Origin of the sequence: Haloferax sp. AS1 (assembly GCF_014530665.1) — an archaeon.
Classification (GTDB): Archaea; Halobacteriota; Halobacteria; order Halobacteriales; family Haloferacaceae; genus Haloferax; species Haloferax volcanii.
The window spans coordinates 122,249-146,018 of the sequence record NZ_SPSA01000002.1 but is presented as its reverse complement, the minus strand read 5'-3'; the positions used below and the strand labels follow the sequence as shown (position 1 = coordinate 146,018).

Sequence of the window (23,770 nt, the reverse complement as noted above, 5' to 3'; positions counted from 1 at the left end):
GAGCGGTTTTTTTCGAACGGCGTCCGCGGAGCGCCGAGGCGGTCACTCCGGGGACGGCGGGTCGAGGGCAGGAGCGTGCAGCGGAGTGCGGGGAGAGGGCCGAGCCGTTCAGCGAATTGCGAGCCGAATTCGCGGGCGAATCAGCCGAGGTTGAGGTTCACGTTCTTCGCCTGTGTGAACTCGCGGACGGCCTCGGCTCCCTGCTCGCGGCCGTGACCGCTCTGTTTCGTGCCGCCGAAGGGCGTCTGCGGAAACGTGACCGGGTACTCGTTGACGCTGACCATCCCGTAGTCGAGCGCGTCGGCGACGCCGTGGGCGCGAGAGAGCCCCTCGGTCCAGACCCCGGCGAGAAGCCCGTACGGCGAGTCGTTGGCGAGTTCGATCGCCTCCGTTCGGTCCGAGAACTCGGTGACGACGAGGACCGGGCCGAATATCTCCTCGCGGGCCACGGTCATGTCGTTCGTCACGTCGGTGAGAACCGTCGGCTCCACGAAGTAGCCGGTGTCCTTGTCCTCGGGGACGCCCCCGCCGCAGGCGACGGTCGCGCCCTCCTCGACGCCGAGGGAAATGTACTCCAACACGTCCTCGCGGTGGGACTCGCTGACGACCGGCCCCATCCGGCCGTCGTCGTCGATGCCGGAGCCGAGCGGGGTCGACTCGGCGCGCGCGACGATGCGCTCGACGAGGTCGTCGGCCACCTCCTCGTGGACGAGCAGGCGCGACCCGGCCCAGCACATCTGGCCGGCGTTCATGAAGATGCCGTAGTGGACGCCCTTGGCGGCGGCGTCGAGGTCGGCGTCGGGGAAGACGACGTTGGGGCCCTTCCCGCCGAGTTCGAGCGTGACCCCGGTCACGTTGGCCGCGGCGTCGGCCATGACGCCCGTGCCGACGTCGGTGCTGCCGGTGAAGGTGACGTGCGCCACGTCGGGGTGCGACGCGAGCGCCGACCCCGCCTCGGACCCGCTTCCGGGAACCACGTTCACCACGCCGTCGGGGAGACCGGCTTCCTCGGCCGCGAGGCCGTAGTAGAGCGCCGAAAGCGGCGTCTGACTGGAGGGCTTTACCACCGCCGTGTTGCCGCAGGCGAGCGCCGGCGCGAGACTGCGCCCCGCGAGTTGGAACGGGTAGTTCCACGGGACGATGTGTCCGGTGACGCCGAGCGGTTCGCGGGTCGTGTAGTTGACGCGCCGGCCGGGGACGGGGTTGTACTCGCCGGTCACCTTGTCGGTCCACCCGGCGTAGTAGCGGAAGGTGTCGACGACCATCTGGACCTCCATACCGGCCTCGAACGGCGTCTTGCCGTTATCGTGGGACTCGACGAGCGCTATCTCGTCTTTCCGCGCCTCGATGAAGTCGGCCATCGCGCGCAGTTTCTCGCCGCGCTCGGCCGCGCTCGTGGTCTCCCACTCGCCGCCGCGAGCGCCCGCCGAGTTCGCCGCCCGCACCGCGGCGTCGACGTCCGCCTCGCCCGCGCGGGCGACCTCGGCGTACGGCGCTTCGGTCGCCGGGTCGCGCGTCTCGATGGTCTCGTCCGATGCCTCGGCTACCCAGTCCCCGTCGATGTAGAGACCGGTCGGGCCACTGTATTCCATTACGAAATACCCTTTTCGCGCATAATATTAACTATTGTTGATTACTAACTCTGCGGCGGGCGGAGAACTCAACCGGTTTTGTAGACTCCCCTCGCGGTCGCCACGTGATTCCCGTCCGTCGCGTACACGTCCACGTCCACGGTTCCCACGTCGCCGCCGAGTCGAACCACGTCGGCCTCGGCGCGGAGGTCACCGGTCCCCGCGTTGAGATAGTCGATTCGCATATCGATAGTCGGGACGGGCTGGTCGACCTCGCTGACGAGCGCCGCGCCGCCGACCGTGTCCGCGAGGGTGAACGTCACGCCGCCGTGGGCCATCACCCGGTCGGCGTTCCACGACAGTTCCTCGCGCATCTCGACGCGACCCTCCGCGTGCCCGTCTGCGACCTCGGTGACTTCGACGCCCAACAGCCGCGCGAACGGCATGCTCTCGAAGAACTCCTCGATGTCCATGCCACTAGTTCGCACAGGTCCGTTAAGTTCGTTTCGTCGGTCGGCCCCGGCCGGGCGGCCGACGAGACGCCGAGGGCCGTCAGTCGGCCATCGAGACGCCGAGGTACCGGTCGAGCACCTCGTCGGCGGCCGCGACCTCGTCGGCGGGGCCCTCGTGGACGACCCGGCCCTTGTCGAGGATGTAGACGTAGTCCGCGGCGTCGAGGGCGACCTGTACGTTCTGTTCGACCAGGAGGATGGTCGCGCCGTCGTCGTTCAGTTCCTCGATTTTTCGCTGGACCTGCTTGACGACGGCGGGCGCGAGCCCTTCGGTCGGTTCGTCGAGCAACAGGAGGTCCGGCGCGGAGACGAGCGCTCGGGCGATGGCGAGCATCTGCTGTTCGCCGCCCGAGAGGTTCGCACCCCGGCTGTTCCGGTGGCGCGCGAGGTTCTCGAACTCGTCGACGATGGCGTCGACGGTCGGTTTTTCGGCGTCTCGACGACCGCCGATGCGGCCGATTTCGACGTTCTCGGAGACGGTCAGGCCGGGGAAGACGCGGCGCTCCTCGGGGACGAGTGCGATGCCCTCGCGGGCGGTCTTCTCCGGCGACAGCGTCGTGATGTCCGCCCCGTCGAAGGTGATAGTCCCCTCGGACGGCGGGACGTTCCCGAGGATGCTCCGGAGCGTCGTCGTCTTGCCGACGCCGTTGCGCCCGATGAGCGTGACGACCGACCCGCGAGGCACGTCGAGGTCGATGCCTTGCAGGACGCGGGTCGACCCGTAGCCCGAGACGAGTCCGCGGACGGACAAGAGCGGGTCGTCGCTCACGTCTCGACACCCCCGAAGTAGGCCTCGCGGACCTCCGGGTCCTCCGAGACGGCCGCGGGCGTCCCCTCGGCCAGTACCTCGCCGCGGTGGAGGACCGTGATGCGGTCGGACACCCGCATCACGAGGTCGATGTCGTGTTCGATGAGCAGGAGCGTCCGGTCCGACAGCACCTCGTCGATGAGGTCCATCGTGGCCCGCGTCTCCTCGGCGCTCATGCCGGCGGTCGGCTCGTCCAGAAGCACCATGTCGGGGTCGGTGGCGAGCACGATGGCGATTTCGAGCCGGCGCTTGTCGCCGTAGGCGAGCACGTCCGCGGGTTCGTCGCCGCGGCCCAAGAGACCGGAGCGGTCGAGCACGCGGTCGGTGTGCTCGTTCACGTCGTCGAAGGCGTCGCTTCGCCGGAGGTACGCTTCGACCGGCGTGAAGCCGCCTTCGCGGGCCGCCTGCGCGGCGAGGCGGACGTTCTCGCGGACCGTGAGCCCCGAGAAGACGTTCGTGATTTGGAACGACCGGCCGAGGCCGCGGCGCACGCGCTCGTGCGGCGGGAGCGCGGTCACGTTCTCGCCGTTGAACGTCACGGTGCCGCGGGTCGGCCGGAGCGCGCCGGTCAGGAGGTTGAACGTGGTCGTCTTGCCGGCCCCGTTCGGGCCGATGAGGCTCCGGAACTCGCCGCGTTCCACGTCGAGGGTCACGTCGTCGACGGCGACGAGCTTTCCGAACTCCTTCGTCAGGTTCTCGGTCCGCAGTATCGGGTCACTCACGGCGGTCTACCTCCGGGTCGGTGACGCCGGCCTGTTCGCCGACGCGGTCGCGGAACCGGCCGCCGACGGCCGATTCGAAAAGCGGGTGGTCCGCCACCGTCCGCGGGAGCGACACGAGCCCCCGCGGCACGAAGATGACGAACAGGACGAACAGCACGCCGATGACGAGCTGCCACTGGTCGATGTACGACGAGAGCACGTCCTCCGCGGCGACGAAGACGCCCGCGCCGAGCATCGGCCCGTAGAGCGTTCCCATGCCGCCGAGGACGGTCATCACGATGACCTCGCCCGAGTTTATCCAGTGGAGGAACGACGGCGCGACGTAGCCGTTGTTGGCGGCGAACAGCCCGCCGGCGAGCCCCGCGAGGCCGCCGGAGACGACGAAGGCGCGGCGCTTGTAGGCGGTTACGTCGTAGCCGATGAACGAGGCGCGCTCTTCGCTCTCGCGGATGGACTGCAACACCGAGCCGAACGGCGCGCGGATGAGGCGGCGGGCCAGCAGGTACGACCCGACCACGACGGCGAGGAGGAAGTAGTACTGGACGACGCCGCCGTCGAGGACGAACGGACCCAGGGGGACCGCGAACTCGCCGGGGTCGACGCCGAGGCCGGCGAGACCGTAGAACGCGTCGACGCCGAACAGGCCGTCGGAGCCGCCGGTGAAGTCGAACTTGAACACGGCGTTGTAGAACAGCTCCGCGAACCCGAGAGTTATCATGGCGAAGAACACCCCGGACACGCGTATCGAGAGGTAGCCGACGCCCCACGCGATGGCCGCGCAGACGGCGACGGCGACGGCGAGCGCGACGAACACCGACGGCGAGAGGTGCATGAGCGTGAGAACCGAGGCGTACGCGCCGACCCCGTAAAACAGCGTGTGACCGAGCGAGACGAGGCCCGCGTAGCCGAGCACGAGGTCGAGGCTGAGCGCGAACAGCGCCCAGATGAGGATGTCTTCGAGGAGCGTCACGGAGTAGGTGACGCCGGTCACCTCCGCGAGAAGCGGGACGACGAGGAGCGCGCCGACGCCGGCGTAGCCGAGTTTCGCGCGGGTCGCCGCGGACAGCACGCCGCCGCCGGAGCCGTGGAGGAGCGCGCCGTCGTGGTGGTCGCCCGCGCCGACGCTCGTGCCGAACAGCCCCGTCGGCTTGACGACGAGCACGGCAATCATGAGCAGGAAGACGATGAGTCCCTCCAGGAACGGCGCGTACGTCCGGGCGAACGTCTGGACGAGACCGACGAACAGACCGCCGACCACGGCCCCGCGGAACGACCCGAGGCCGCCGAGAACGACGATGACGAACGCCGGGATGATGACCGAACTTCCCATCGTCGGGCTGACGTTCTGGTACGCGCCGAGGACGATGCCGGCGACGCCGGCGAGCGCCGCGCCGAACCCGAACGTCAGGGTGTAGTAGCGGTCGATGTCGATGCCGAGGGTGCGGACCATCTCGCGGTCCTCGGAGCCGGCGCGGATTATCATCCCGAAGCGGGTGCGGTTCAACAGGAGCCACGTGCCGAGCGCCAGCGCCGACCCGAAGACGATGATGCCGTAGTTGTACAGCGAGTAGTTGAACCCGAACAGCGCGACCGGCTGGTCGAGAATCGAGGGGATCGGAAACGGCTGGGCGGACTTGCCCCACACCGACGTGATGAGGTCGTTGACGATGAGGACGAGTCCGAACGTCAGGAGGATGTGGTACAGCGGGTCGCGGCCGTACAGCCGCTTGACGGTGAGCCGCTCGATACCCATCCCGACGACGCCGACGAGGAGGGGCGCGACGACGAGCGCGACCCAGAAGCCCGCGCCGCCGAGGGGGCCGGCGATGGCGAACGCGAAGTACGCGCCGAGGGCGAACAGCTCGCCGTGGGCGAAGTTGATGACGTCCATGACGCCGAAGATGATGGAGAGCCCGGCAGCGAGCAGGACGTACACCATCCCGACGACGAGCCCGTTGAGGACCTGCTCGGCGACGGCACTAGCGACCGACATGCTAGAGCGAGCAGCCGAGTTCGCCGCAGTCGGGGAGCGCGTCCGCCCCGGCTATCATCCCGCCGAGTTCGACGGTCGCGGGACCGCTCCCGCCGTCCGGCGCGACGAGTTCGCCCGGCCACACCGGGTTCGTCGCCTGGTGGTCGCAGTCGCGGAACTGGTTCGCCCCGAGAATCGTGTCCATTTCGAGGCCCGGGAGCACCTCCTTGAGCTCCGCGGGGGCGGTCGACCCGGCCTCCGCGATGCCCCGCGCGGTCATCCGAACGGACATGTACGCGGCCCGCGCGAAGTTGTCCGGCAGGGAGTCGTACTCGCTCCGGTAGGCCTCGACGAACGACTGGTTGTCGCCCGTTTCGAGCGTCGGCAGGTAGCGGACCCCGCCGTAGGTGCCGTAGGCGGCCTCGCCGAGCGCGCCGCGGACGACCGAGAACGTCATCGTCGGCGACATGAGGTTCACGCTCTCTTTGAGCCCCTGACTCGCCGCCTGCTTGACGAAGTTGATGAGGTCGCCGCCGGTCATGCCGAGAACGGCCACCTCGGCGTCGGAGTTGGCGATTTGGCTGACGTAGGAGTTGTAGTTGGTCGAGCCGAGCTGCGAGCGGCTCCGGCCGACGACTTCGATGTCGTGGCCGTCGCGCATGCGGCGCTCGACGCGCTGCATCACCGACTCGCCGTAGGCGTAGTCTGCGATGTGGAACCACACCTTGGTGCCGAGGTTCTCGGCGGTGTAGTCGGAGACGGCTTCGGCCATCTGCGCCGTGTTCGTCTCGGCGCGGAACACCCACTCGTTGCAGTTCGACCCCGTGATGGGAACCGCGGCCCCGCCGGGGTTGTAGATAATCTCCTCTTCGGCCGCGAACTCGTTGAGCGCGAGCGCGACGCTGGACGATATCGCGCCCATGAGATACGACGCCCCGTCCTGTTCGACGACGGACTGCGCCTTCCGCCGGCCGGTCGAGGGGTCCGCCTCGGTGTCCTCGTAGACGCCCGTTATCTCCACGTCGATGTCCGCGTTCTCGTTGACGTGCCGTATCGCCAACTCGGCCCCGTTCCGCTGGCCGACCGCGAGACCGCCGTACGGGCCGGTCATCGGGCTAATCACCCCGTAGGTGATGGCGTTCGACCCGCCGCCCCCGCCGCCGCCGAGACAGCCGGCGACGCCCGTCAGCCCGGTCACGCCCGCCAACCCAGCCGCCTGTACGAACCGTCGCCGCGACGGACGCGGCCGTGCGCCGCTGTCCGCTGAACAATCGTCTCTCATGGTGTGTATGTTCACATGTAACATGAAAAACTTCACGTTTAAATGTTTGCGTTATGCCGACGACGAGAACGTCGCGTTCGGCCCTGAGCCCCCGGTTCGGTCCCTCAGGCGAGTCGCGGTCGGACCTCGTCGCCGAGTCGGCGGACGGACTCGACCATCCGGTCGGTGCCGATGCCGGGGTGGTAGGTGCGGAAGATGAAGTGGATGTCGTCGCCGAGCGCGCCGCGGTAGCGGTCGAGCTCCGCGACCACGTCGTCGGGCGTGCCGAAGATGGCCTGTGCTTTGAGCTCCGCCCGGCGCTCGTCGGACAGTTCGGGAACCTCGTCGCCGGAGAATATCTCGGCGTACCGGCGCTGGAGGTAGAGGTAGCCGTCTCTCATCGCGTCCCACGCCTCGGCCTTCGAGTCGCCGACGAAACCGTGTTGGAGGACGTATATCGTGAACTCACCGTCGAGTCCCTCGGCCTCCCGGACGCTCCGGATGTCCTCGACGCGCTTGCGCACGCCGTCGAGGGAGAGCGACGACGGCGCGCACCACGCGTCCGCCGTCCGGGCCGCCCGGCGAACCGCGGGCTTGGCCGCGCCGCCGAGCATGAGGGGCACGTCGTGTGCCGGTTTGGGCGTCACGTCGACACCGGTCGCACCCTCGTGAAACGGCGACTCGTGCGCTATCGGGCCGTCTGACCACGCGTCGCGGAGGAGGGAGACGGCGTCGGCGAGGCGGTCGACGCGCTCGTCTCGCGGAACGCCGAAGGCGTCGAACTCGCGGGGGTTCGAGCCGATTGCGAGGCCGAGCGTCGTTCGCCCGCCCGAGATGAGGTCGACCGTCGCCGCGTCCTCCGCGAGCCGAATCGGGTCGTACAGCGGCGCGAGCGCGATACACGTCCCGAGTTCGACCGACTCGGTCGCCGCCCCGAGCGCCCCGAGCGCGGGCATCGTCCCCGAGAGGTAGCCGTCCGGCATGAAGTGGTGTTCGGACACCCACGCGCTGTCGAGGCCCGCGTCGTCTATCTCCCGCCCGAGCGTCAGCATCTCGTCGTACAGGTCGGCCATCGCCCGGTCGTCGTCCGGCCGCCGCTGGCAGGTGAACAGTCCCGTCCCGAGTTTCATGACTCTGAGTTCGTACCTTAGCTATTAATAGTTAGGAACACCGAGTTCGTCGGAGATGAGTCCCGACGACTCGGCACCCTCGGATTCGACGACTGCGACCGCGACCGCGACGGAGCCAGCGCCGCCGGCCGCGCGCGTCGACCACGTGGGAATCGCCGTCGAGGACGTCGAGGCCGCCGAGCCGACGCTGTGCGCGCTCGGCTGCGAGCGCGTCCACCGCGAGACGGTCGCGGACGGCTCGTTCGAGTGGGCGACCTACGTCCTCGGCGACGCCTCCAGAATCGAACTCGTCGCGCCCGTCGACGGGGAGTCGTTTCTGACGACCTTCCTCGACGAGCACGGCCCCGGCCTCCACCACGTCACGCTGGAGGTGTCGGACGTCGACGCGATGGTCGCCGCCCTCGACGCCGCGGGCGAGCGTGTCGTGGGGTACGCGGTGGAAGACGGCTGGACCGAGGCGTTCGTCTCGCCGCGAAACCCGACCGGCGCGCTCTTTCAGTTGATGGAGTACCACGACGACTACGGCGAGAAGGGGGCCGACGACGCGTTGTTCGTCCGCGGCGAGCGGTTAGATTCGTGAGTCTCCGGGTCGGGGAGCCGCCTTACTCCGCGGCCGACTTCGTCTTGATGAGGAACTTCATGTCGCCTTCGAGGACGACCGTGCCGTCCTGCTTCGTCATCTCGATTTCGAGGACGACCAAGCCGGCGTCGTCGCGGCTCCCGAGGTCCTTCCGCTCCGAGACGACCATCGTCTGCGAGAGCGTGTCACCGATGAACACCGGGTTCGGCAGGTCCATGTAGTTCATCCCGAGGAAGGCGATGGCGGTGCGCTCGACGATGCCCGACCGGTACACGAAGCCGGTCGACTGGACGAACGTCATCGGCCCGTGGGCGATTCGCTGGCCGAACTGGGTGTCTTCCGCGTACTCGCTGTTCGTGTGGAGTTCGGTCCAGTCGCCCGACAGCGCGGAGTGCATCATGAAGTCCGCCTCGGTGACGGTGCGACCGACGCTCTGGAACTCCTTGCCCTCCTCGAAGTCCTCGAAGTAGTGCGGTTCGTAGCTGTATGCCATACCTCACCGTCACCGCCATCAGATAAAGTAGTTTACATACCTATCTTTCCTGACAGTCGGTGGCTACTTGGGGAGCGCAGGACGACGTGTGGTCGCATGTCGGAGCAAGACGACTACGCGGAGATACGGGAGCGCGCCTCGAACGACCCCTACTGCGGGCGCGTCGGCATCGACCTCGCCGAGGTCGATGACGGGTACGCGGAGACGACGCTGACCGTGGCCGAAGACCACCTGAACTTCCACGGGACGCCCCACGGGGGCGCGGTGTACAGCCTCGCGGACGCGGCCTTCGCGGCCGCCTCGAACAGCCACGGCGACGCCGCGTTCGCGCTGGAGACGAACATCTCGTACCTCGCGGCCGCCGAGGTGGGCGAGACGCTCCGCGCGGTCGCCCGGGAGACGCACCTCGGGGGACGGACCGCGGAGTACGAGGTCGTCGTCTCCGGCGGGGACGGCGAGCGAATCGCGACCTTTCGGGGGCGCGTCTACAAGCCCGGCGGTCGCTGACGACGCGCGTTACTGGCCGCGGTGGTCGTAGACGCGCTGGACCTTTCCGACCTCGGTGCGCGCGATGTCGCCGTACTCGACGAGGTGCAGTTTGTCGGGCGTAAACGAGAGCACGTTCGAGAGCCGCTTTTGAATCCGCCCTTCGAGGTCCGACAGCGACCCGTCGAACTCCTCGACCAGTTCGACCGTGATTTCGACCCGGTCGAGGCTCCCCTCGCGGCGGAGGTCGATGCGGTAGTGCGGCGCGATTTCGTCGAACTCGAGGACGACCGACTCGACCTCGCTCGGGTAGAAGTTCACGCCGCGGACGATTATCAGGTCGTCCGACCGGCCCGTGATGTTGTCCATGCGGACGCAGGTTCGGCCGCACTCGCAGGTGTCGTAGTCCAGCGTGGTCAGGTCGCCCGTCCGATACCGGAGGACAGGCAGCGCGTCCTTCGCGAGGGTCGTCAACACGAGTTCGCCCTCCTCGCCCTCCTCGACGGGGTCGCCCGTGTTCGGGTCGACCACCTCGGGGTAGAAGTAGTCCTCCCAGATGTGCAGGCCGTCCTGCGCTTCGCACTCGACGGAGACGCCGGGGCCGACGATTTCCGAGAGGCCGTAGATGTCGATGCCGGTCACGCCGAGTCGCTCTTCGATTTCGTTTCGCATCGGTTCGGTGCAGGGCTCCGCGCCGAAGATGACCGTCCGAAGCGGCAGGTCGCGGATGTCGATTCCCATGTCGTCTGCGACCTCGGCGAGATAGAGCGCGTACGACGGGGTACACGCGATGACGTCGCTTCCGAGGTCGGAGAGCAGTTCCACCTGTCTTTGGGTGTTGCCGCCGCCGATGGGGATGACCGTCGCGCCGAGTTCCTCGACGCCCTGGTGGAGGCCGAGACCGCCGGTGAACAGACCGTAGCCGTAGGCGTTCTGGACCACGTCGTCCGAACCGACGCCGGCCGCGACGAGACACCGCGCGACGGCCTTGCTCCACACGTCGAGGTCCTCGCGGGTGTAGCCGACGATTTTGGGCTTGCCGGTCGTGCCCGACGACGCGTGGACGCGAATCACGTCGTCCATGTCGGCCGCGAACATCCCCGTGGGGTAGTGGTCGCGGAAGTCCTCCTTCGTCGTGAACGGTAGTTTCGACAGGTCTTCGACGCTCTCGATGTCAGCGGGCGAGAGTCCGGCCGCGTCGAACGTCTCGCGGTAGAACTCGACGTTCTCGTACGCGTTCCGAACCGTCTCCCGCAGGCGACCGTCCTGCACCTCGCGGAGTTCCTCCCGCGAGGCGGTCTCCGTGCTATCGAATACCATATACGTTTGAACCCGATGATAGAATATGATAAAAATGATGCGGTCGCCCGACCGCACTGCGGGGCGAACCTATTTCGCGAGGGATACGTAATCGACTATCATGCGAGACGCATACATCGTCGGAGCGGGCCAATCGAAGTACGGCGCGTTTCCGGACGAGAGCTATCGGTCGCTGTTCGCGACCGCGTTCGAGGAGGCGCTGGGGAGCGCCGGCGGCGTCGATGCGGCCGATATCGACGAGGCCGTCGTCGGGTCGCTGGGCGTCGGCGGTCGGCAACTCGGCTTATCGGGACCGGCCGTGACGGAGCACGTCGGCCTCCACGGCGTCCCTTGTTCCCGAATCGAAAACGCCTGCGCCGCGAGCGGCTACGCGGTCAGACAGGCGGTGCAGGCGGTCAAAAGCGGGATGGCGGACGTGGCCCTCGCGGGGGGCTACGAGGTCATGACCGACACGAGCGGCGACGTGGCGAAGTACTGGCTCGGCGTCAGCGGCGAGACGGAGTGGGAGCGGCTCACCGGGACGACGTTCGCGGGCGTCTACGCCCAGATGGCCTCGGCGTACCTCGACGCCTACGACGCCTCGCCGGACCACTTCTCGAAGGTCGCGGTGAAGAACCACGCGAACGGCGCGAAGAACCCGAAGGCGCACCTCGGCTTCGAGTGCTCGCTCGACGACGCGCGGAGCGCGCCCGTCGTGGCCGACCCGCTGAATCTCTATCACTGCTGTCCGACCTCCGACGGCGCGGCCGCGGTTCTCGTCGCCAGCGAGGGCGTTGCCAACGCGTGCGACGACGCGGTCCGCGTCGCGGGCGTGGGTGCCGCCTCCGAGCGCGTCGGCCTCTTCCAGCGCGACAGCTACACCGCCGTCGAATCGTCCGAGCGGGCCGCCGCGGCCGCCTACGAGATGGCCGGTCTCGACCCCGACGACGTGGACTTCGCGGAGGTCCACGACTGCTTCGCCATCGCCGAACTGCTGGCGTACGAGGACCTCGGCTTCTGCGAGCGCGGACACGCGCCCGAACTGGTCGACTCGGGGGCGACCGAACTCGGCGGCGACCTGCCCGTCAACCCCTCCGGCGGCCTGAAATCGAAGGGCCACCCCATCGGCGCGACGGGCGCGGGGCAGGTCGTCGAGGCGTTCAAACAACTCACCGGGCGGGCCGGTGACCGGCAAGTCGCGGGCGCGAGCGTCGGCCTCACCCACAACGTCGGCGGGTCGGGCGGTGCCGCCGTCGTCCACGTCCTCGAAGGGGGCGCGCTATGAGCGCCGACGACCCGACTCGGACGACCCTCGGAATCGCCGGGGTCGGCGCGTACGTTCCTCGGCTGTACCTCCCCGCGTCGGCCTACCGCGAGGCGTGGGACAACGGCGGCGCACCGGGCGTCGACCGGGTCGCCGTCGCCGACGCCGACGAAGACACACTGACGATGGCGACCGAGGCGGGCCGGCGCGCACTCCGCGCGGCCGGGGTTGACGCCGGCGACATCGACCACCTCGCCCTTGCGACCACGACGCCGCCGAACGACGAGGAGGAAATCGCGGTCCGGCTGGCCTCGCTCCTCGGCGTCGACCCGTCGGTTCCGACCCGGCAGTTCGGCGGGAGTACCCGCGCCGGCGCGGTGGCGCTGGCGGCGACGGTCGAGGCGACACAGAACGTGGGTGACGGCGCGAGCAGTCCGAGGCTCGTCGTCGTCACCGACAGCCCGCGAGGAGCGCCCGAAAGCGACGAGGCGGCCGGTGCCGGGACGGGGGCGACCGCGCTCGTCCTCGCCGAAGACGGACCGCTCGTCGTCGACGCCGTGGGCGAGTTCGGTGACCCCGCACCCGGTACGCGGTTCCGAGGGTTCGGGAGCGCCGAGACGGAGTCCATCGGCGTCACGCAGTACGAACGCGACGCCTACACGCGGGCGGTCGTCGGGGCGGTCGAGGCCCTCGGCATCGACACGGCCGAACTGGACCCCGACGCCGTGGCCCTCACCACGCCGGACGGGAAACTCCCGTACCGCGCGGCCAACGCGCTCGACGTCGAACCGGCGCGAATCGCGGCCGGGACCGTCGTCTCGCGAACCGGTGACGCCGGGGCCGCCGGACCGGTTCTCGGACTCGCGTCGGCGCTCGACTCCGCGGGCGACGCGGGAGCCGACGAGTCGGGCGGCCGGTCCCCCGCGACCTCGGTACTCCTCGTCGGCTACGGCGGCGGCGCGGGGGCGACCGCGCTCGCGCTCAGCACAGAGGCGACAGACACCAACGCCGCCGCCAGTTCCGTCGTCCCGGTCGAGGCGGTCCTCGACGGCGACGTGGAGCTCTCGTACGCGGAGGCGCTCCGGCGGCGCGGGACCATCACCGGCGGGGAGCCGGCTGGCGGCGGTGCGTACGTCAGCGTGCCGACGTGGAAGCGGACGATTCCGCAGCGACACCGCCTCGTCGCCGGCGAGTGCGCCGAGTGCGGGGCGCTCTCGTTCCCGCCGGAAGGGGCGTGTCCCGACTGCGGGTCGCTCGCGGGCTACGACGACGTGACGCTGCCCGGAACGGGAACCGTCGAGGCCGCGACCGCCATCGGACAGGGGGGCGCGCCGCCGGAGTTCGTCGAGCAACAGCAGCGGGCCGGGTCGTTCCCGGTCGCCGTCGTCGCCTTCGACGGGCCGGGCGGCGAGGGCGGCGAGACCGACGAGCGAACCGTGAGCGCGCCCGCACAGGTCGTCCACTCGCCCGCCGGAACGCCCGCAATCGGCGACCGCGTCGAGGCCGTCCCGCGCCGCATCTACGAGCAGGAGGGCGTCGTCAGGTACGGCTTCAAGGTCGTCCCGGCCGAGGCGCGGCGGGAGTAATCGGTCGGGGGCGCGGGAGCAGAACCGGGTCATCGACACCGAAACGAGGGCAAACGATTATGATGGTTCCCGAACCCCTTTCGGTGATGCAAGTGAGTGTACTCGGCGCGGGAACCATGGGTCACGGCATCGCGCAGGTGGCCGCGATGGCCGGTCACGAGGTGACGATGCGTGACATCGAAGCGGCGTACGTCGACGACGGACTGGACGCCATCGAGTCGAACCTCCGGGGCGGCGTCGACCGCGACAAGGTGACGCCCGACGAGATGGCGGCGACGCTCGACCGGCTCTCGGGGACGACCTCTCTGGAGGCGGCCGTCACCGACGCCGACCTCGTCGTCGAGGCGGTTCCCGAAGACATGGAACTCAAGCGCGAGACGGTCGCGGAGGTCGAATCCCTCGTCGACGACGACGCCGTCATCGCGTCGAACACGTCGTCGCTCTCCGTGACCGAGATACTGAGCGCCCTCGAACGTCCGGAGCGCGGCCTCGGACTCCACTTCTTCAACCCGGTCCACATCATGGGGCTCGTCGAGGTCGTCGTCGCGGAACAGACGAGCGAATCGACGCTGGCGTTCGCCACCGAGTTCGTCGAAGGCATCGACAAGACCGCCGTCGAGGTCGGTGACTCGCCCGGCTTCGCCTCCTCGCGGCTCGGCGTCGCCCTCGGCGTCGAAGCCATGCGCATGGTGCAGGAGGGCGTCGCGTCGCCCGCGGACGTCGACACCGCGATGGAGCTCGGGTACAACCACCCGATGGGGCCGCTCGAACTCGGAGACGCGGTCGGCCTCGACGTTCGCCTCGACATCCTCGAATACCTACGCGAGGAACTGGGCGAGCGCTTCCGCCCGCCGCAGATTCTCAAGCGAAAGGTCCGCGCCGGCAAGCTCGGCAAGAAGACCGGTGAGGGCTTCTACGTCTGGGAGGACGGCGAAATCGTCGGCGCGTCCGAGGACGTGATGGACCGATGAGCGGTGACGAGCCGAGCGCCGATGACTCGCAGACAGACGACCTCCGCACCGACGGAGGGGAATCGACCGTCGAGTCGGTCGCCGCCGAGTGCGAGACGGTCGACGCCGTCGTCGACGACCGCGTCGAAGGCGTCGTCACCGTGACGCTGAACCGCCCCGACGCGCGGAACGCGCTCAACGCGACGCTCCGGGCTGAACTCAAGCGCGTCCTCGACGCCATCGAAGCGAGCAGCGCCCGCGTCGTCGTCCTCACCGGCTCCGACGAGGCGAAGGCGTTCGTCGCCGGCGCGGACGTAACGGAGCTCCGCGAGCGCGATATGCTCGAACAGCGCGAGGCGAGCAAGCGACCGCGAGTGTACGAACGCGTCGACGACCTCCGACAGCCGGTCATCGCCCGCGTGAACGGCCACGCCCTCGGCGGCGGCTGCGAACTGATGCAGGCCTGCGACGTTCGCATCGCCCACGAGCGGTCGAAACTCGGCCAACCCGAAATCAATCTCGGCATCATGCCCGGCGGGGGCGGCACCCAGCGACTCGCGCGTCTCGTCGGCGAGGGACACGCCATGCGACTCGTCCTGACGGGCGAGCTCATCTCCGCCGAGGAGGCCGCGGACATCGGCCTCGTGGAGGAGGTCCACGGCGACGAGACCTTCGACGAGCGGGTGTACGAACTCGCAGAGCTGATGGCGACGAAGAGCCCCGTGGCCCTGGAGTTCGCCAAGAAAGCGGTCAAGGCCGCCTCGCGGACAGACCTCGAACAGGGCATCGAGTACGAGGCGGAGCTGTTCGCCCAACTGTTCGGGTCGCCAGACAAGGACGAGGGTATCGACGCGTTCTTCGAGGACCGCGAACCCGAATGGCACGAGCGCGAGCGATAGACTCCTCAACCACGCCGTTCGAACTACTCGAACGGCTTCGAAACCGCCGCGACCGTCCGGCGAGAACTCGCAGCGCAGACACGAGCGCTAGTTTCACGCCGTGAACACGACACCGGGAGCGGCCCGCCCGCGAGCGAGTCCGAAATCGGGGGCGCAGCAGCAGAGGAGCGGCCGTTCCGCCCTTTCGAACGCGAGGCCGTAATCGAGCGACGCCGCCGCGTCGGCAGTCGCTATCGAGGCCGGCTCGCGCCCGAACCGAACACCGAATCTCGAATTACGGATAAACGACGGTTTCGGGGCGAACGAAGCCCAGCGACGACGTGTCCGGTCCACAGGGCAGCAGACGGACGGTTCGTCTCCCACGCCACAATCCGTGACAGGTGTAATTCTGTAATTTCTCGCGCCCCGCCGCGTTAATCTACAATAGTATAATAGGAATATAACCACATTATGTTCGAGTGGTTCGAACAGTAATCGTCGCAACCGAATCGTCGTCTCAGCTCCTCGAAAGCGTGATTCTCCGGCTTCGAACGGGAGAGTACTCGCTGAATGAGTTCGAACAGTTCGAACCGTTCCGCAGCTTCGGTTCGCCGGCGGGACGAGACACCGGGTCAGGAGAAGTTGAGGTTGATTTCGACCTCGTTGGCCGCGCCGAGGAGGAGGTCCGCAAGGTCGCCGGTCAGTCGGTCGCCCCGAAGCCGGTTCGAGGGCCCCGAGATGCTTATCGCTCCGACGGGACGGCCCTCGTTGTCGGTGACGGCGACGCCGACGGCGTGGAGTTTCGGGACGATTTCCTCGCGATTGAGCGCGAACCCGCGCTCGCGAATCGTCGCCAGCTCCTCGAAGAGCGCGTCGGGGTCGGTTATCGTCTGCGGCGTCTTCGCCGGGAGGCCGTGTCGGTCGACGATGTCGCGGACGCGCTCGTCCGGGAACGCCGACAGGATGGCCTTGCCGGCGGCGAGTTGGTGGAGGTACGAGCGCGTCCCCTCCCGCGCTGGCGTCCGCACCGAGTGCGCGCCGGCCGCGCCGTAGAGGTGAAACCCGCGGCCCTGCTCTTCTGTGACGCACCACACTTTCTCGCCGGTCTGCTCGGCGAGTTCGTCCAGTTTCGGCTTGGCCACCTCGTACAGTTGGTGCTGGTCGCGCGCGTAGATGCCGAAGTCGAGGAGCCGAAGGCCGACCCGGTAGCCGTCGTCGTCGGGGACGACGAACCCCTCGCGTTCGAGCGTCTTCAGATGCCGGTGGACCGTGCTCTTGGCCAATCCGAGCTCCGAGGCGAGCCCCGTCGGCCCCATCGGTCCCCCCGATTTGAGCTGTTCGAGGATACCGAGCGACGTGGCGGCCGTCGTCACCGGTCGGCGCTGTTCGTCGTCTGTCATCACCTATCTTCGGTGTTCGTTCGTGATAAATCTTGTTCGAACAGTTCGAACGGCAGTTCCACTCCCTCGAACGACTCTGACGGCCGCTCGAACCGCGAGTCAGCGATAGAGCAAAGTAACGTCCGATTGGATAGCAGACGTGCATGATTAAATTGGTGAATATGCTCGTCCGGGACGACGACTACACGCACGAGGAGTTCGTCGAGCGGTGGCGGGGGAGCCACGCGGACCTCGCGAGGGAGCTTCCGGGGCTCGTGAAGTACGCGACGAGCGTCCCGACCGACCCCGAACGGTCCGAGTACGACGGTATCGTCGAACTCTACTTCGAGGACATGGCCGCTCTGAAGGCGGCGTTCGACTCCGAGGTCGGTCAGCGCGTGAACGCCGACGCGGCGGCGTTCACCGACATGGAACGGGGACCGACGCTCTACGTCGAGGAGACGGTTCACCTCGACAGGTCCTGAATCCATGAACACGAGCGAACGACTCGTCGAGAGCCTCGAACGGCTCGGCGTCGAGCGAATCTTCGGCTACCCCGGCGGCCGCGTCATCGAACTGTTCGACCTGCTGCCCGAGTCGGACATCGACCTCGTGCGCCCCCGCGACGAGCGCGAGGCGAGCGTCATGGCCGAGATGCACGGTCGGCTGACGGGCGAACCGGGCGTCCTCGCCGGGCAGGGGCCGTGGATAGGGAGCCTCGGCCTCATCGGACAGATGGAAGCGCGCCTCGCCTCGTCGCCGATGGTCACCATCACCGAGGCCTCCGAGCGCGGGAACTACTCGACGCTCGCGCCCTACCAGCAGTCCCGCGGCGACTACGGCGGCCTCGAACTCCCGAAGATTCTCGACGCCGTGACGAAGGAACACTGGTTCCCGCGGACCCCGACCGAGACGGTTCGGAGCCTCCAACTCGCGTTCAAACACGCCGTCGCGGGTCGCCCCGGCCCGACGGCGGTCATCCTCGACGGCGACGCCGTCACCGAACCGTTCCCGGACGAGTCCGTACCGGCGGTCTGGGACGACGAAACGCAGACCAGAACGTGGACCGCCGCGCCGACGGCGCGCGACATCGCCGCCGCCGCCGAGGCGCTCGACGCGGCCGAGCGACCCGTCATCGTCTCGGGCAACGGCGTCCACGCGTCGGGCGCGTACGACGAACTCGCGGCGGTCGCCGAGACCTACGAAGCCGCGGTCGTCACCTCCTACCTCGGGAAATCGACGTTCTCCGAGACGCACCGCCTCGCCGGCGGCGTCATCGGCTCGTTCGGTCACGAGGGCGCGAACCGACTCGTCAGCGAGGCCGACGCGCTCCTCGTCGTCGGCTGTCGCATGAACCCGATGGACACCAACTGGCAGGCCCCCGACTTCATCCGCCCCGGCGAGCAGACGATTATCCACGCCGACATCGACCCGCGGAACGCCGGATGGGTCTACCCCGCCGACGTGGGGCTCATCGGTGACGCGTCCGAATCGCTGCGCGAACTCGCGGCCGCCGGCGGCACCGACAACGACTGGGCAGAAGACCGAGCGCGGGAGGCCCGCGAGTCGTTCCACGCGCCCGAGTGCGGGTCGGACGCCGCGCCAATCCTCCCCCAGCGGGCCGTCAAGGAAATCGAGCGCGTCGTCGACGAGGACACCGTCGTCACCGCCGACTCGGGGAACAACCGCTTTTGGCTGCTCAACTACCTCCAGGTGCCCGCCGTGCAGACGTACTACGGTTCGGGCGGCGTCGGCGGCATGGGGTGGGCGACGCCCGCCGCGGTGTCGGCCGCGCTGGCGACCGACAAACACGTCGTCGGCGTCGCGGGCGACGGCGGCTTCGCCATGACGATGACGAGCTTCGAGACGGCGGTCGAACACGGCGTCGCGCCGACGTTCGTCGTCCTCAACGACACCAGCCTCGGGATGGTCAGACAGATGCAGCACGCGCCCGACGACATCGCGGGCGTCGAGTTCCACGACACGGACTTCGCGCGGGTCGCGGAGGCGTTCGGCGCGACGGGCGTCCGCGTCGAGACGCCGGACGACCTCGGTGACGCACTGGCCGACGCGAAGGCGCACAGCCTCCCGACGGTCATCGACGCCCGCATCGACCGCGGTCAGGACATGGCCGCGACGCTCCAGTCGTCGTTCTACGCGTCGGTCGGGGGGCTCCACGAATAGCGCGCGGTGACGAGTCGGCCGTCTCGGCCGCGCTCGGTGGTCCGCGTTCGGGAAACACTTTTCTCGCGCGCAGGGAGAACTACGATAGCATGTCATTATCGACCGTGATGGTTACGGGCGGGACCGGTTTCATCGGCTCGTACGTCGCGTCGGACCTCGTCGCGGCCGGCCACGACGTGGTCGCCTACGACCGCTCGACCGACCCGCGCATCCTCGACAGACTCGGCGTCGCCGACGACGTGACGATACGCCGCGGCGACGTGACCGACCCGACCGACGTGTTCCGGGCGGTGCGAGAGACCGGCGCGACGCACATCGTCCACCTCGCGGCGCTCCTGACGACGACGGCGCGGGAGAACCCGCGGGCCGCGCTCGACGTGAACGTCCAAGGGACGAACAACGTCTTCGAGGCCGCGCGCGCCCTCCCCGAGCAGGTCGAGCGCGTCGCGTGGGCGTCGTCGGCGGCGGTGTACGCCCCGCCCGCGAACTACGGCGGCGACTTCGTGACCGAGTCCGACCTCGTCTACCCCGATACGCTCTACGGGGCGACAAAGGAGTACAACGAACATCAGGCCCGAGTCTACTACGAGGACTTCGGCGTCTCGCACGTCGCGCTCCGACCGACGGTCGCCTACGGCCCGTACCGCGAGACCGGCGGGTCCGCGTTCCTCGCGAACATCGTCGAAAAACCGGCGCTCGGCGAGCCCTTCAGCGTCGACTACGGCGACCAAGTTATCGACTGGCAACACGTCCGCGACATCGCGCAGGCGTTCCGCAAGGCGACGTTCGCGCCCGAAGACGACCTCACCCAACGCATCTACAACGTCCGCGGGGAGTTGGCGACGATTCGCGAGGCCGCGGAGACGGTCCGGCGACTCCTGCCCGACGCCGACCTCACGGTCTCCGACGAGGGCGAACTCCCGTGGACCCAAGAACTCGACATGACGCAGGCGCAAGCCGACCTCGGCTACGACCCGGAGTACGACCTCGAAGCCGGGTTCCGCGACTACGTCAACGTGCTTCGGAAGGGACACGGGTTGGAGCCGGTCTGAGCCGAGACCCGACGGGCCAAATCCGACCGCCGAAACGCCGCCGCGGAGCCGGTCACGGCCGCCGAGCGTCGTCGGCACCCTCGGTCACGGGACCGTCCAGCAGGTCGCGGATATCGTCGGGCGACAGCAGGTCGACGAGGCTCTCGCCCGAGTCGTAGCGCTCGCGCTCGTCGGGCGTGAGATACTCCGCGAGGTCGCGTTCTGTGAGCAGTTCCTCGAGTCTGTCGTCGAGGTCGTCCGGGTCGTAACCGGGGATGACCATATCACCGAACTGTCGCGAACTCCCTTATAACACGGCACGCGTCGCGTTTCCGACGAGTGCGGAGGGCGAGCCGCCCGCTCACTCCACGACGACGCCGTCGTCCTTCGCGTTCGGCGCGCCGACGACGAACACCTCGCCCGCCTCGACGCAGCGCAGTTGCCGAACCTCGTCGGGCGAGACGACCACGAAGTCGCCCGGTTCGAGGTCGAGGGCGTCGGTCTCCTCGCCGTCGTCGCCGGCGAAGGCGAGTTCGAACGCGCCGGAGAGGACGTGATACAGCTCTTCCTGTTCGCGCTGGTAGTGCATCGGTCCCGACCCGCCCGCGTCGAACGACCAGACCGACGGGCGCATCTTCCGCGGGCGAAGCTCGTAGCCGACGGCCTTGACTCGGGCGTCGGCGCTCTCCACGTCGTGCGGTTCGAGGTCAGCGAGGTTGACGTGTTCGTACATCGGCGCGAGCTACGAAGGGCGGGATTATAGCTGTGGTGACGATTGCCGTGGGAACTGCTGTCGCGCTACTGCGTCTGGGAGTACTCTTCGACCCACTCCTGTAAGCTGATTCCCATCGCGGCCTGCGTGATGGCGTTCGAGGACGCCGAGTTCGCGCTCTTGACGAGTTCGGCTTCGAGCGTCCGGGTCGGAATCTCACCGATAAAGTGGGGAATGGCGCGCTGGACCGCGAGCGGGCAGCCGACCTCGTGGGCGAGGGCGTAGCCCGAAAGCGAGTGCGGAATCTCCCCGCCGGCGTACTCCGGGTCGGGGTCGTCGAGTCTGTCGTCGTCCACGAAGTCGACGTACTCGTAGCACTTGCCCACGTCGTGGAGGAGGCAGGCCGCGCGGACCACGTCGAAATCAGGGTCCGCGCCGTGGAAGTCCCGCTGTTCCTCGGCGGCGCGGACGGCGATGCGGGTCACGCCGCGGACGTGCTCGACGTTCGTCACCTCGTGGATGTTCCACGCGTAGGGGATGTCTTCGATGTCGCGCCAACCGCCGCGGGCGAGACCGAGACACCAAGCTTCTCTGACCCTGTCGCGGAGGCCGTCGTCCTCGATGTCGTCGAGTTCGGGGAAGGCGGCCTCGACCTGCGCGCGGTAGTCGTCCGACATCGCTCAGCCCCCGCTCGCGTCTTTCTGAACCGTCTCGCGGCCGACGAACCGCGGACGGTCACCGATGGAGAGGAAGTTGTCGACATCTTCGCGGGGCGCGTTCGCCTTCGGGTGGTCGGGGTCGTAGTCGCGCGAGGACTCGTGGCCGAGGCCCGCCCGGAGCGCGTCGAGGCTCTCGAAGTAGAGTTCTGCGACGCCGTCGAACTCGGCGCGTTCGGGGTCGGTCGGGACGACGCGGGCGTACCGGACCACGCCGGGAATCTCGCGGGCGAGGGGGACGTGGGTGTTCGCCCAGTGGTCGAGGAACTCGTCGTGGCTCATGCCGTCTTTGCGGACGAGAAACGCCGAGTGCTTGTAGAGGCCCGTCGTGTCGCCGCCGGTCTCGTCTTTCTCGACGACCTCCTCGCCGATGATTCGAGGGCGTCGCTCGACGTCGAGGAAGTTGTCCACGTCGGCTCTCGCTTCTCTCGCCGTCCCCTTCGCCGGGTCGTAGTCGCGCGAGCCCTCGCCGCCGAGCGCGTCGTGGAGGGCGTCGAGGTCGTCGAAGTAGAGTTCCGCGAGACCGTCGAACTCGGAGGCCTCGGCGTCGACGGGGAGGACCGTCTGGTAGCGGACGACGCCCTCGATGTCGCGGGCGATGGGCGTGTGGTTGTCCTGCCAGTACGTGACGAACTCGTCGTGACTCATCCCCGCCTTGCGGACAAGCAGGGCTACGTGCTTGTACATGCGTACACCTGCCGATTCACGTATGAGACAATAAATCATGAGGTGTGTTCGCAACGCCCATCTACAACAAATTAATGTGATAGTCACGAGTGGTGGGCGTATGCCTTTCCACGAGCGGGGGTTCATGAGCGGGACCCGCGGGACGATGGCCGTCGACTGGGAACAGCGCATCGACGTAAAGCGGATGCGCGAGGAGCGGAAGGGCCGCGCCCTCTCGCGGATGCGCGATGCGGGTCTCGGGAGTATGCTCCTCATCGACGACCCGAACATCCGGTACGTGACCGGGTTGGCGATGACCGGCGGGTCGGGCGCGGACCACTACTCGCTGCTTCTGGAAGACGGCACGGTCGTCCACTGGGACACCGCCGACCACGCGAGCAACCAGCGGTACAACTGCCCGTGGCTGACCGACGTTCGCTACGCCTGTCCCGGACTGGGGAACGTCCCGCGGGCGTCCGGCCGCGACTCGGCCCGGTCGTTTCTCCTCGACAAGATGGCCCAGACCGTCGTCGACGCCCTCGACGAGTACGGCCTCGCGAACGAGGCGATGGGCATCGACACCGGCCACGCGGGGCTGCTCGACGCCTTCGAATCGAAGGGCATCGACGCCCGGCCGGCCGAGTGCGCGGCGGTGATGGAGGACGCCCGAAAGACCAAGACCGAGGACGAAATCGAGTGTCTGCGACAGGTCGCGGCCATCTGCGAGGCGGGCTTTCAGGCCATCGTCGAGAACGCGAAACCGGGCGCGCGGGAGTCGGAGGTGTGGGGCGACGCCGTCCGCGAACTCTGGCGGCACGGCGCGATGGCGCAGGGCGGCTACCTCACGTCGGGGCCGAACACGTGGCCGAAGCACCAAGCGAACACGACGGACCGGCTGATTCGCCCCGGCGATCTCGTTTACGCCGACTTCTACAACGTCGGCTACCTCGGCTACCGGTCGTGTTACTACCGGACCTTCTCGATGGGCGAGCCGACCGACGAACAGCGCGACGCCTACGAGACGGCCCGCGACAACCTCTACGCCGTCCTCGACGAAATCGAGCCGGGGAAGACCACCGACGAAATCGCGGCGGCGTTCCCGGACATGGCGGGCGAACACGCCGACTGGTACGGCGCGGGCGACCACTGGCAGCTGACGACCAACCACTGGGCCCACGGCCTCGGCCTCCAACTGTACGAAGTGCCGCTCATCTGGCGCGGCCTCTCGCCGGACCATCCCATCGAAATCGAGGCGGGGATGACGATGGCCGTCGAGACCCAGGAACCGGCGGGGAGACAGGGCGTCCGCGTCGAGGAGATGGTCGTCGTCCGCGACGACGGCGTCGAACTGCTCAGCCAGTGGCCCGTCGAGGAGATAACGACTATCGAGTACTGATTTCTGACACGACAGAGGAACAGTTCACAAATTTTGAAACTTGTGAAATTTGTTTTCTACATTCGTCTGAGCACAGTTTCAACAGACATCAGCTCGTCAGGAGAGATTACGGTTCGGAATATCGAACGAATAGTCAGTAGTGTGGAATATCTATAACGGCTGGGTACGGCGGGC

The 23,770-nt window shown here is 68.1% G+C and carries 24 protein-coding genes; 10 read left to right on the top strand and 14 right to left on the bottom strand.

All coding sequences use genetic code 11. The annotated features are described in order from the left end of the window. Nucleotides 1–140 precede the first annotated feature (140 nt). From E4P24_RS15500 to E4P24_RS15470, 7 genes are all read right to left on the bottom strand, one after another. Nucleotides 141–1,592 carry an aldehyde dehydrogenase gene (locus tag E4P24_RS15500; protein WP_188148732.1) on the bottom strand — a complete coding sequence of 484 codons (1,452 nt, stop codon included), beginning with the start codon at nt 1,590–1,592 and terminating at the stop codon, nt 141–143. Nucleotides 1,593–1,660: 68 nt separating this feature from the next. Beyond that, entirely contained in the window at nt 1,661–2,044 is a 384-nt protein-coding gene (locus E4P24_RS15495) for a PaaI family thioesterase (RefSeq protein ID WP_004040864.1), read from the bottom strand. Nucleotides 2,045–2,123: 79 nt separating this feature from the next. Next, nucleotides 2,124–2,852 carry an ABC transporter ATP-binding protein gene (locus E4P24_RS15490; protein ID WP_006600957.1) on the bottom strand — a complete coding sequence of 243 codons (729 nt, stop codon included), beginning with the start codon at nt 2,850–2,852 and terminating at the stop codon, nt 2,124–2,126. After that, nucleotides 2,849–3,613 (bottom strand): ABC transporter ATP-binding protein, encoded by a 765-nt coding sequence (locus E4P24_RS15485; protein WP_004040866.1) that lies wholly within the window; start codon nt 3,611–3,613, stop codon nt 2,849–2,851. The genes E4P24_RS15490 and E4P24_RS15485 overlap by 4 nt, the downstream gene beginning before the upstream one ends. After that, the gene (locus E4P24_RS15480; RefSeq protein ID WP_115803744.1) at nt 3,606–5,606 is read right to left on the bottom strand and encodes an ABC transporter permease; all 2,001 of its coding nucleotides are present in this window, start codon (nt 5,604–5,606) and stop codon (nt 3,606–3,608) included. The genes E4P24_RS15485 and E4P24_RS15480 overlap by 8 nt, the downstream gene beginning before the upstream one ends. A 1-nt stretch (nt 5,607) precedes the next feature. After that, nucleotides 5,608–6,792, bottom strand: a complete 1,185-nt coding sequence (locus tag E4P24_RS15475) for an ABC transporter substrate-binding protein (RefSeq protein ID WP_188148895.1) — start codon at nt 6,790–6,792, stop codon at nt 5,608–5,610. Nucleotides 6,793–6,971: 179 nt separating this feature from the next. Further along, nucleotides 6,972–7,976, bottom strand: a complete 1,005-nt coding sequence (locus E4P24_RS15470; RefSeq protein WP_115803745.1) for an LLM class flavin-dependent oxidoreductase — start codon at nt 7,974–7,976, stop codon at nt 6,972–6,974. A gap of 55 nt (nt 7,977–8,031) precedes the next feature. Here E4P24_RS15470 and E4P24_RS15465 point away from each other — a divergent pair, with 55 nt between their 5' ends. Continuing rightward, on the top strand, nt 8,032–8,556 hold the full coding sequence (locus tag E4P24_RS15465) for a VOC family protein (protein WP_115803746.1): 525 nt from the start codon (nt 8,032–8,034) through the stop codon (nt 8,554–8,556). 22 nt (nt 8,557–8,578) lie between these two features. Here the strand turns inward: E4P24_RS15465 and E4P24_RS15460 are convergent, their stop codons facing one another. Next, nucleotides 8,579–9,049 carry a MaoC/PaaZ C-terminal domain-containing protein gene (locus tag E4P24_RS15460; RefSeq protein ID WP_004040870.1) on the bottom strand — a complete coding sequence of 157 codons (471 nt, stop codon included), beginning with the start codon at nt 9,047–9,049 and terminating at the stop codon, nt 8,579–8,581. Between the two features lie 96 nt (nt 9,050–9,145). On the opposite strand from E4P24_RS15460, the gene E4P24_RS15455 reads away from it, so the two are divergent. Then, nucleotides 9,146–9,556 carry a PaaI family thioesterase gene (locus tag E4P24_RS15455; protein ID WP_188148731.1) on the top strand — a complete coding sequence of 137 codons (411 nt, stop codon included), beginning with the start codon at nt 9,146–9,148 and terminating at the stop codon, nt 9,554–9,556. A 9-nt stretch (nt 9,557–9,565) separates the two neighbouring features. Here the strand turns inward: E4P24_RS15455 and paaK are convergent, their stop codons facing one another. Next, entirely contained in the window at nt 9,566–10,855 is a 1,290-nt protein-coding gene (paaK, locus tag E4P24_RS15450; protein WP_188148730.1) for a phenylacetate--CoA ligase PaaK, read from the bottom strand. A 100-nt stretch (nt 10,856–10,955) separates the two neighbouring features. Here paaK and E4P24_RS15445 point away from each other — a divergent pair, with 100 nt between their 5' ends. The 4 genes from E4P24_RS15445 to E4P24_RS15430 all read left to right on the top strand — a co-directional run bounded on the left by E4P24_RS15445 (nt 10,956) and on the right by E4P24_RS15430 (nt 15,533). Continuing rightward, nucleotides 10,956–12,119, top strand: coding sequence for a thiolase domain-containing protein (locus E4P24_RS15445; RefSeq protein ID WP_188148729.1), 1,164 nt, complete (start codon nt 10,956–10,958; stop codon nt 12,117–12,119). Next, nucleotides 12,116–13,684 (top strand): zinc ribbon domain-containing protein, encoded by a 1,569-nt coding sequence (locus E4P24_RS15440; RefSeq protein ID WP_188148728.1) that lies wholly within the window; start codon nt 12,116–12,118, stop codon nt 13,682–13,684. Before E4P24_RS15445 ends, E4P24_RS15440 begins: the two co-directional genes overlap by 4 nt. An 86-nt stretch (nt 13,685–13,770) precedes the next feature. Then, nucleotides 13,771–14,655 (top strand): 3-hydroxyacyl-CoA dehydrogenase family protein, encoded by an 885-nt coding sequence (locus E4P24_RS15435; protein ID WP_115803750.1) that lies wholly within the window; start codon nt 13,771–13,773, stop codon nt 14,653–14,655. Beyond that, on the top strand, nt 14,652–15,533 hold the full coding sequence (locus E4P24_RS15430; RefSeq protein ID WP_004040876.1) for an enoyl-CoA hydratase/isomerase family protein: 882 nt from the start codon (nt 14,652–14,654) through the stop codon (nt 15,531–15,533). The genes E4P24_RS15435 and E4P24_RS15430 overlap by 4 nt, the downstream gene beginning before the upstream one ends. Before the next feature lie 611 nt (nt 15,534–16,144). Here the strand turns inward: E4P24_RS15430 and E4P24_RS15425 are convergent. After that, nucleotides 16,145–16,912, bottom strand: a complete 768-nt coding sequence (locus tag E4P24_RS15425; protein ID WP_004064399.1) for an IclR family transcriptional regulator — start codon at nt 16,910–16,912, stop codon at nt 16,145–16,147. A gap of 161 nt (nt 16,913–17,073) precedes the next feature. On the opposite strand from E4P24_RS15425, the gene E4P24_RS15420 reads away from it, so the two are divergent. The 3 genes from E4P24_RS15420 (at nt 17,074) to E4P24_RS15410 (ending at nt 20,127) form a co-directional block, all read left to right on the top strand. Then, the gene (locus E4P24_RS15420; protein WP_223174088.1) at nt 17,074–17,376 is read left to right on the top strand and encodes an EthD family reductase; all 303 of its coding nucleotides are present in this window, start codon (nt 17,074–17,076) and stop codon (nt 17,374–17,376) included. 4 nt (nt 17,377–17,380) lie between these two features. Next, a complete protein-coding gene (locus tag E4P24_RS15415; protein WP_188148727.1) occupies nt 17,381–19,075 on the top strand; it encodes a thiamine pyrophosphate-binding protein in 1,695 nt (564 codons plus the stop codon). Between the two features lie 107 nt (nt 19,076–19,182). Further along, a complete protein-coding gene (locus E4P24_RS15410) occupies nt 19,183–20,127 on the top strand; it encodes an NAD(P)-dependent oxidoreductase (protein WP_188148894.1) in 945 nt (314 codons plus the stop codon). 52 nt (nt 20,128–20,179) lie between these two features. Here the strand turns inward: E4P24_RS15410 and E4P24_RS15405 are convergent, their stop codons facing one another. From E4P24_RS15405 to E4P24_RS15390, 4 genes are all read right to left on the bottom strand, one after another. After that, entirely contained in the window at nt 20,180–20,389 is a 210-nt protein-coding gene (locus E4P24_RS15405; protein WP_115803755.1) for a hypothetical protein, read from the bottom strand. 78 nt (nt 20,390–20,467) lie between these two features. Beyond that, entirely contained in the window at nt 20,468–20,839 is a 372-nt protein-coding gene (locus tag E4P24_RS15400) for a cupin domain-containing protein (protein WP_006600966.1), read from the bottom strand. A 65-nt stretch (nt 20,840–20,904) separates the two neighbouring features. Then, nucleotides 20,905–21,495, bottom strand: coding sequence for an HD domain-containing protein (locus tag E4P24_RS15395; protein WP_188148726.1), 591 nt, complete (start codon nt 21,493–21,495; stop codon nt 20,905–20,907). Between the two features lie 3 nt (nt 21,496–21,498). Beyond that, nucleotides 21,499–22,221, bottom strand: coding sequence for an EthD family reductase (locus E4P24_RS15390; RefSeq protein WP_049916566.1), 723 nt, complete (start codon nt 22,219–22,221; stop codon nt 21,499–21,501). 124 nt (nt 22,222–22,345) lie between these two features. On the opposite strand from E4P24_RS15390, the gene E4P24_RS15385 reads away from it, so the two are divergent. Beyond that, nucleotides 22,346–23,596 carry a Xaa-Pro peptidase family protein gene (locus E4P24_RS15385; protein WP_188148893.1) on the top strand — a complete coding sequence of 417 codons (1,251 nt, stop codon included), beginning with the start codon at nt 22,346–22,348 and terminating at the stop codon, nt 23,594–23,596. The last annotated feature ends 174 nt before the right edge of the window (nt 23,597–23,770 follow it).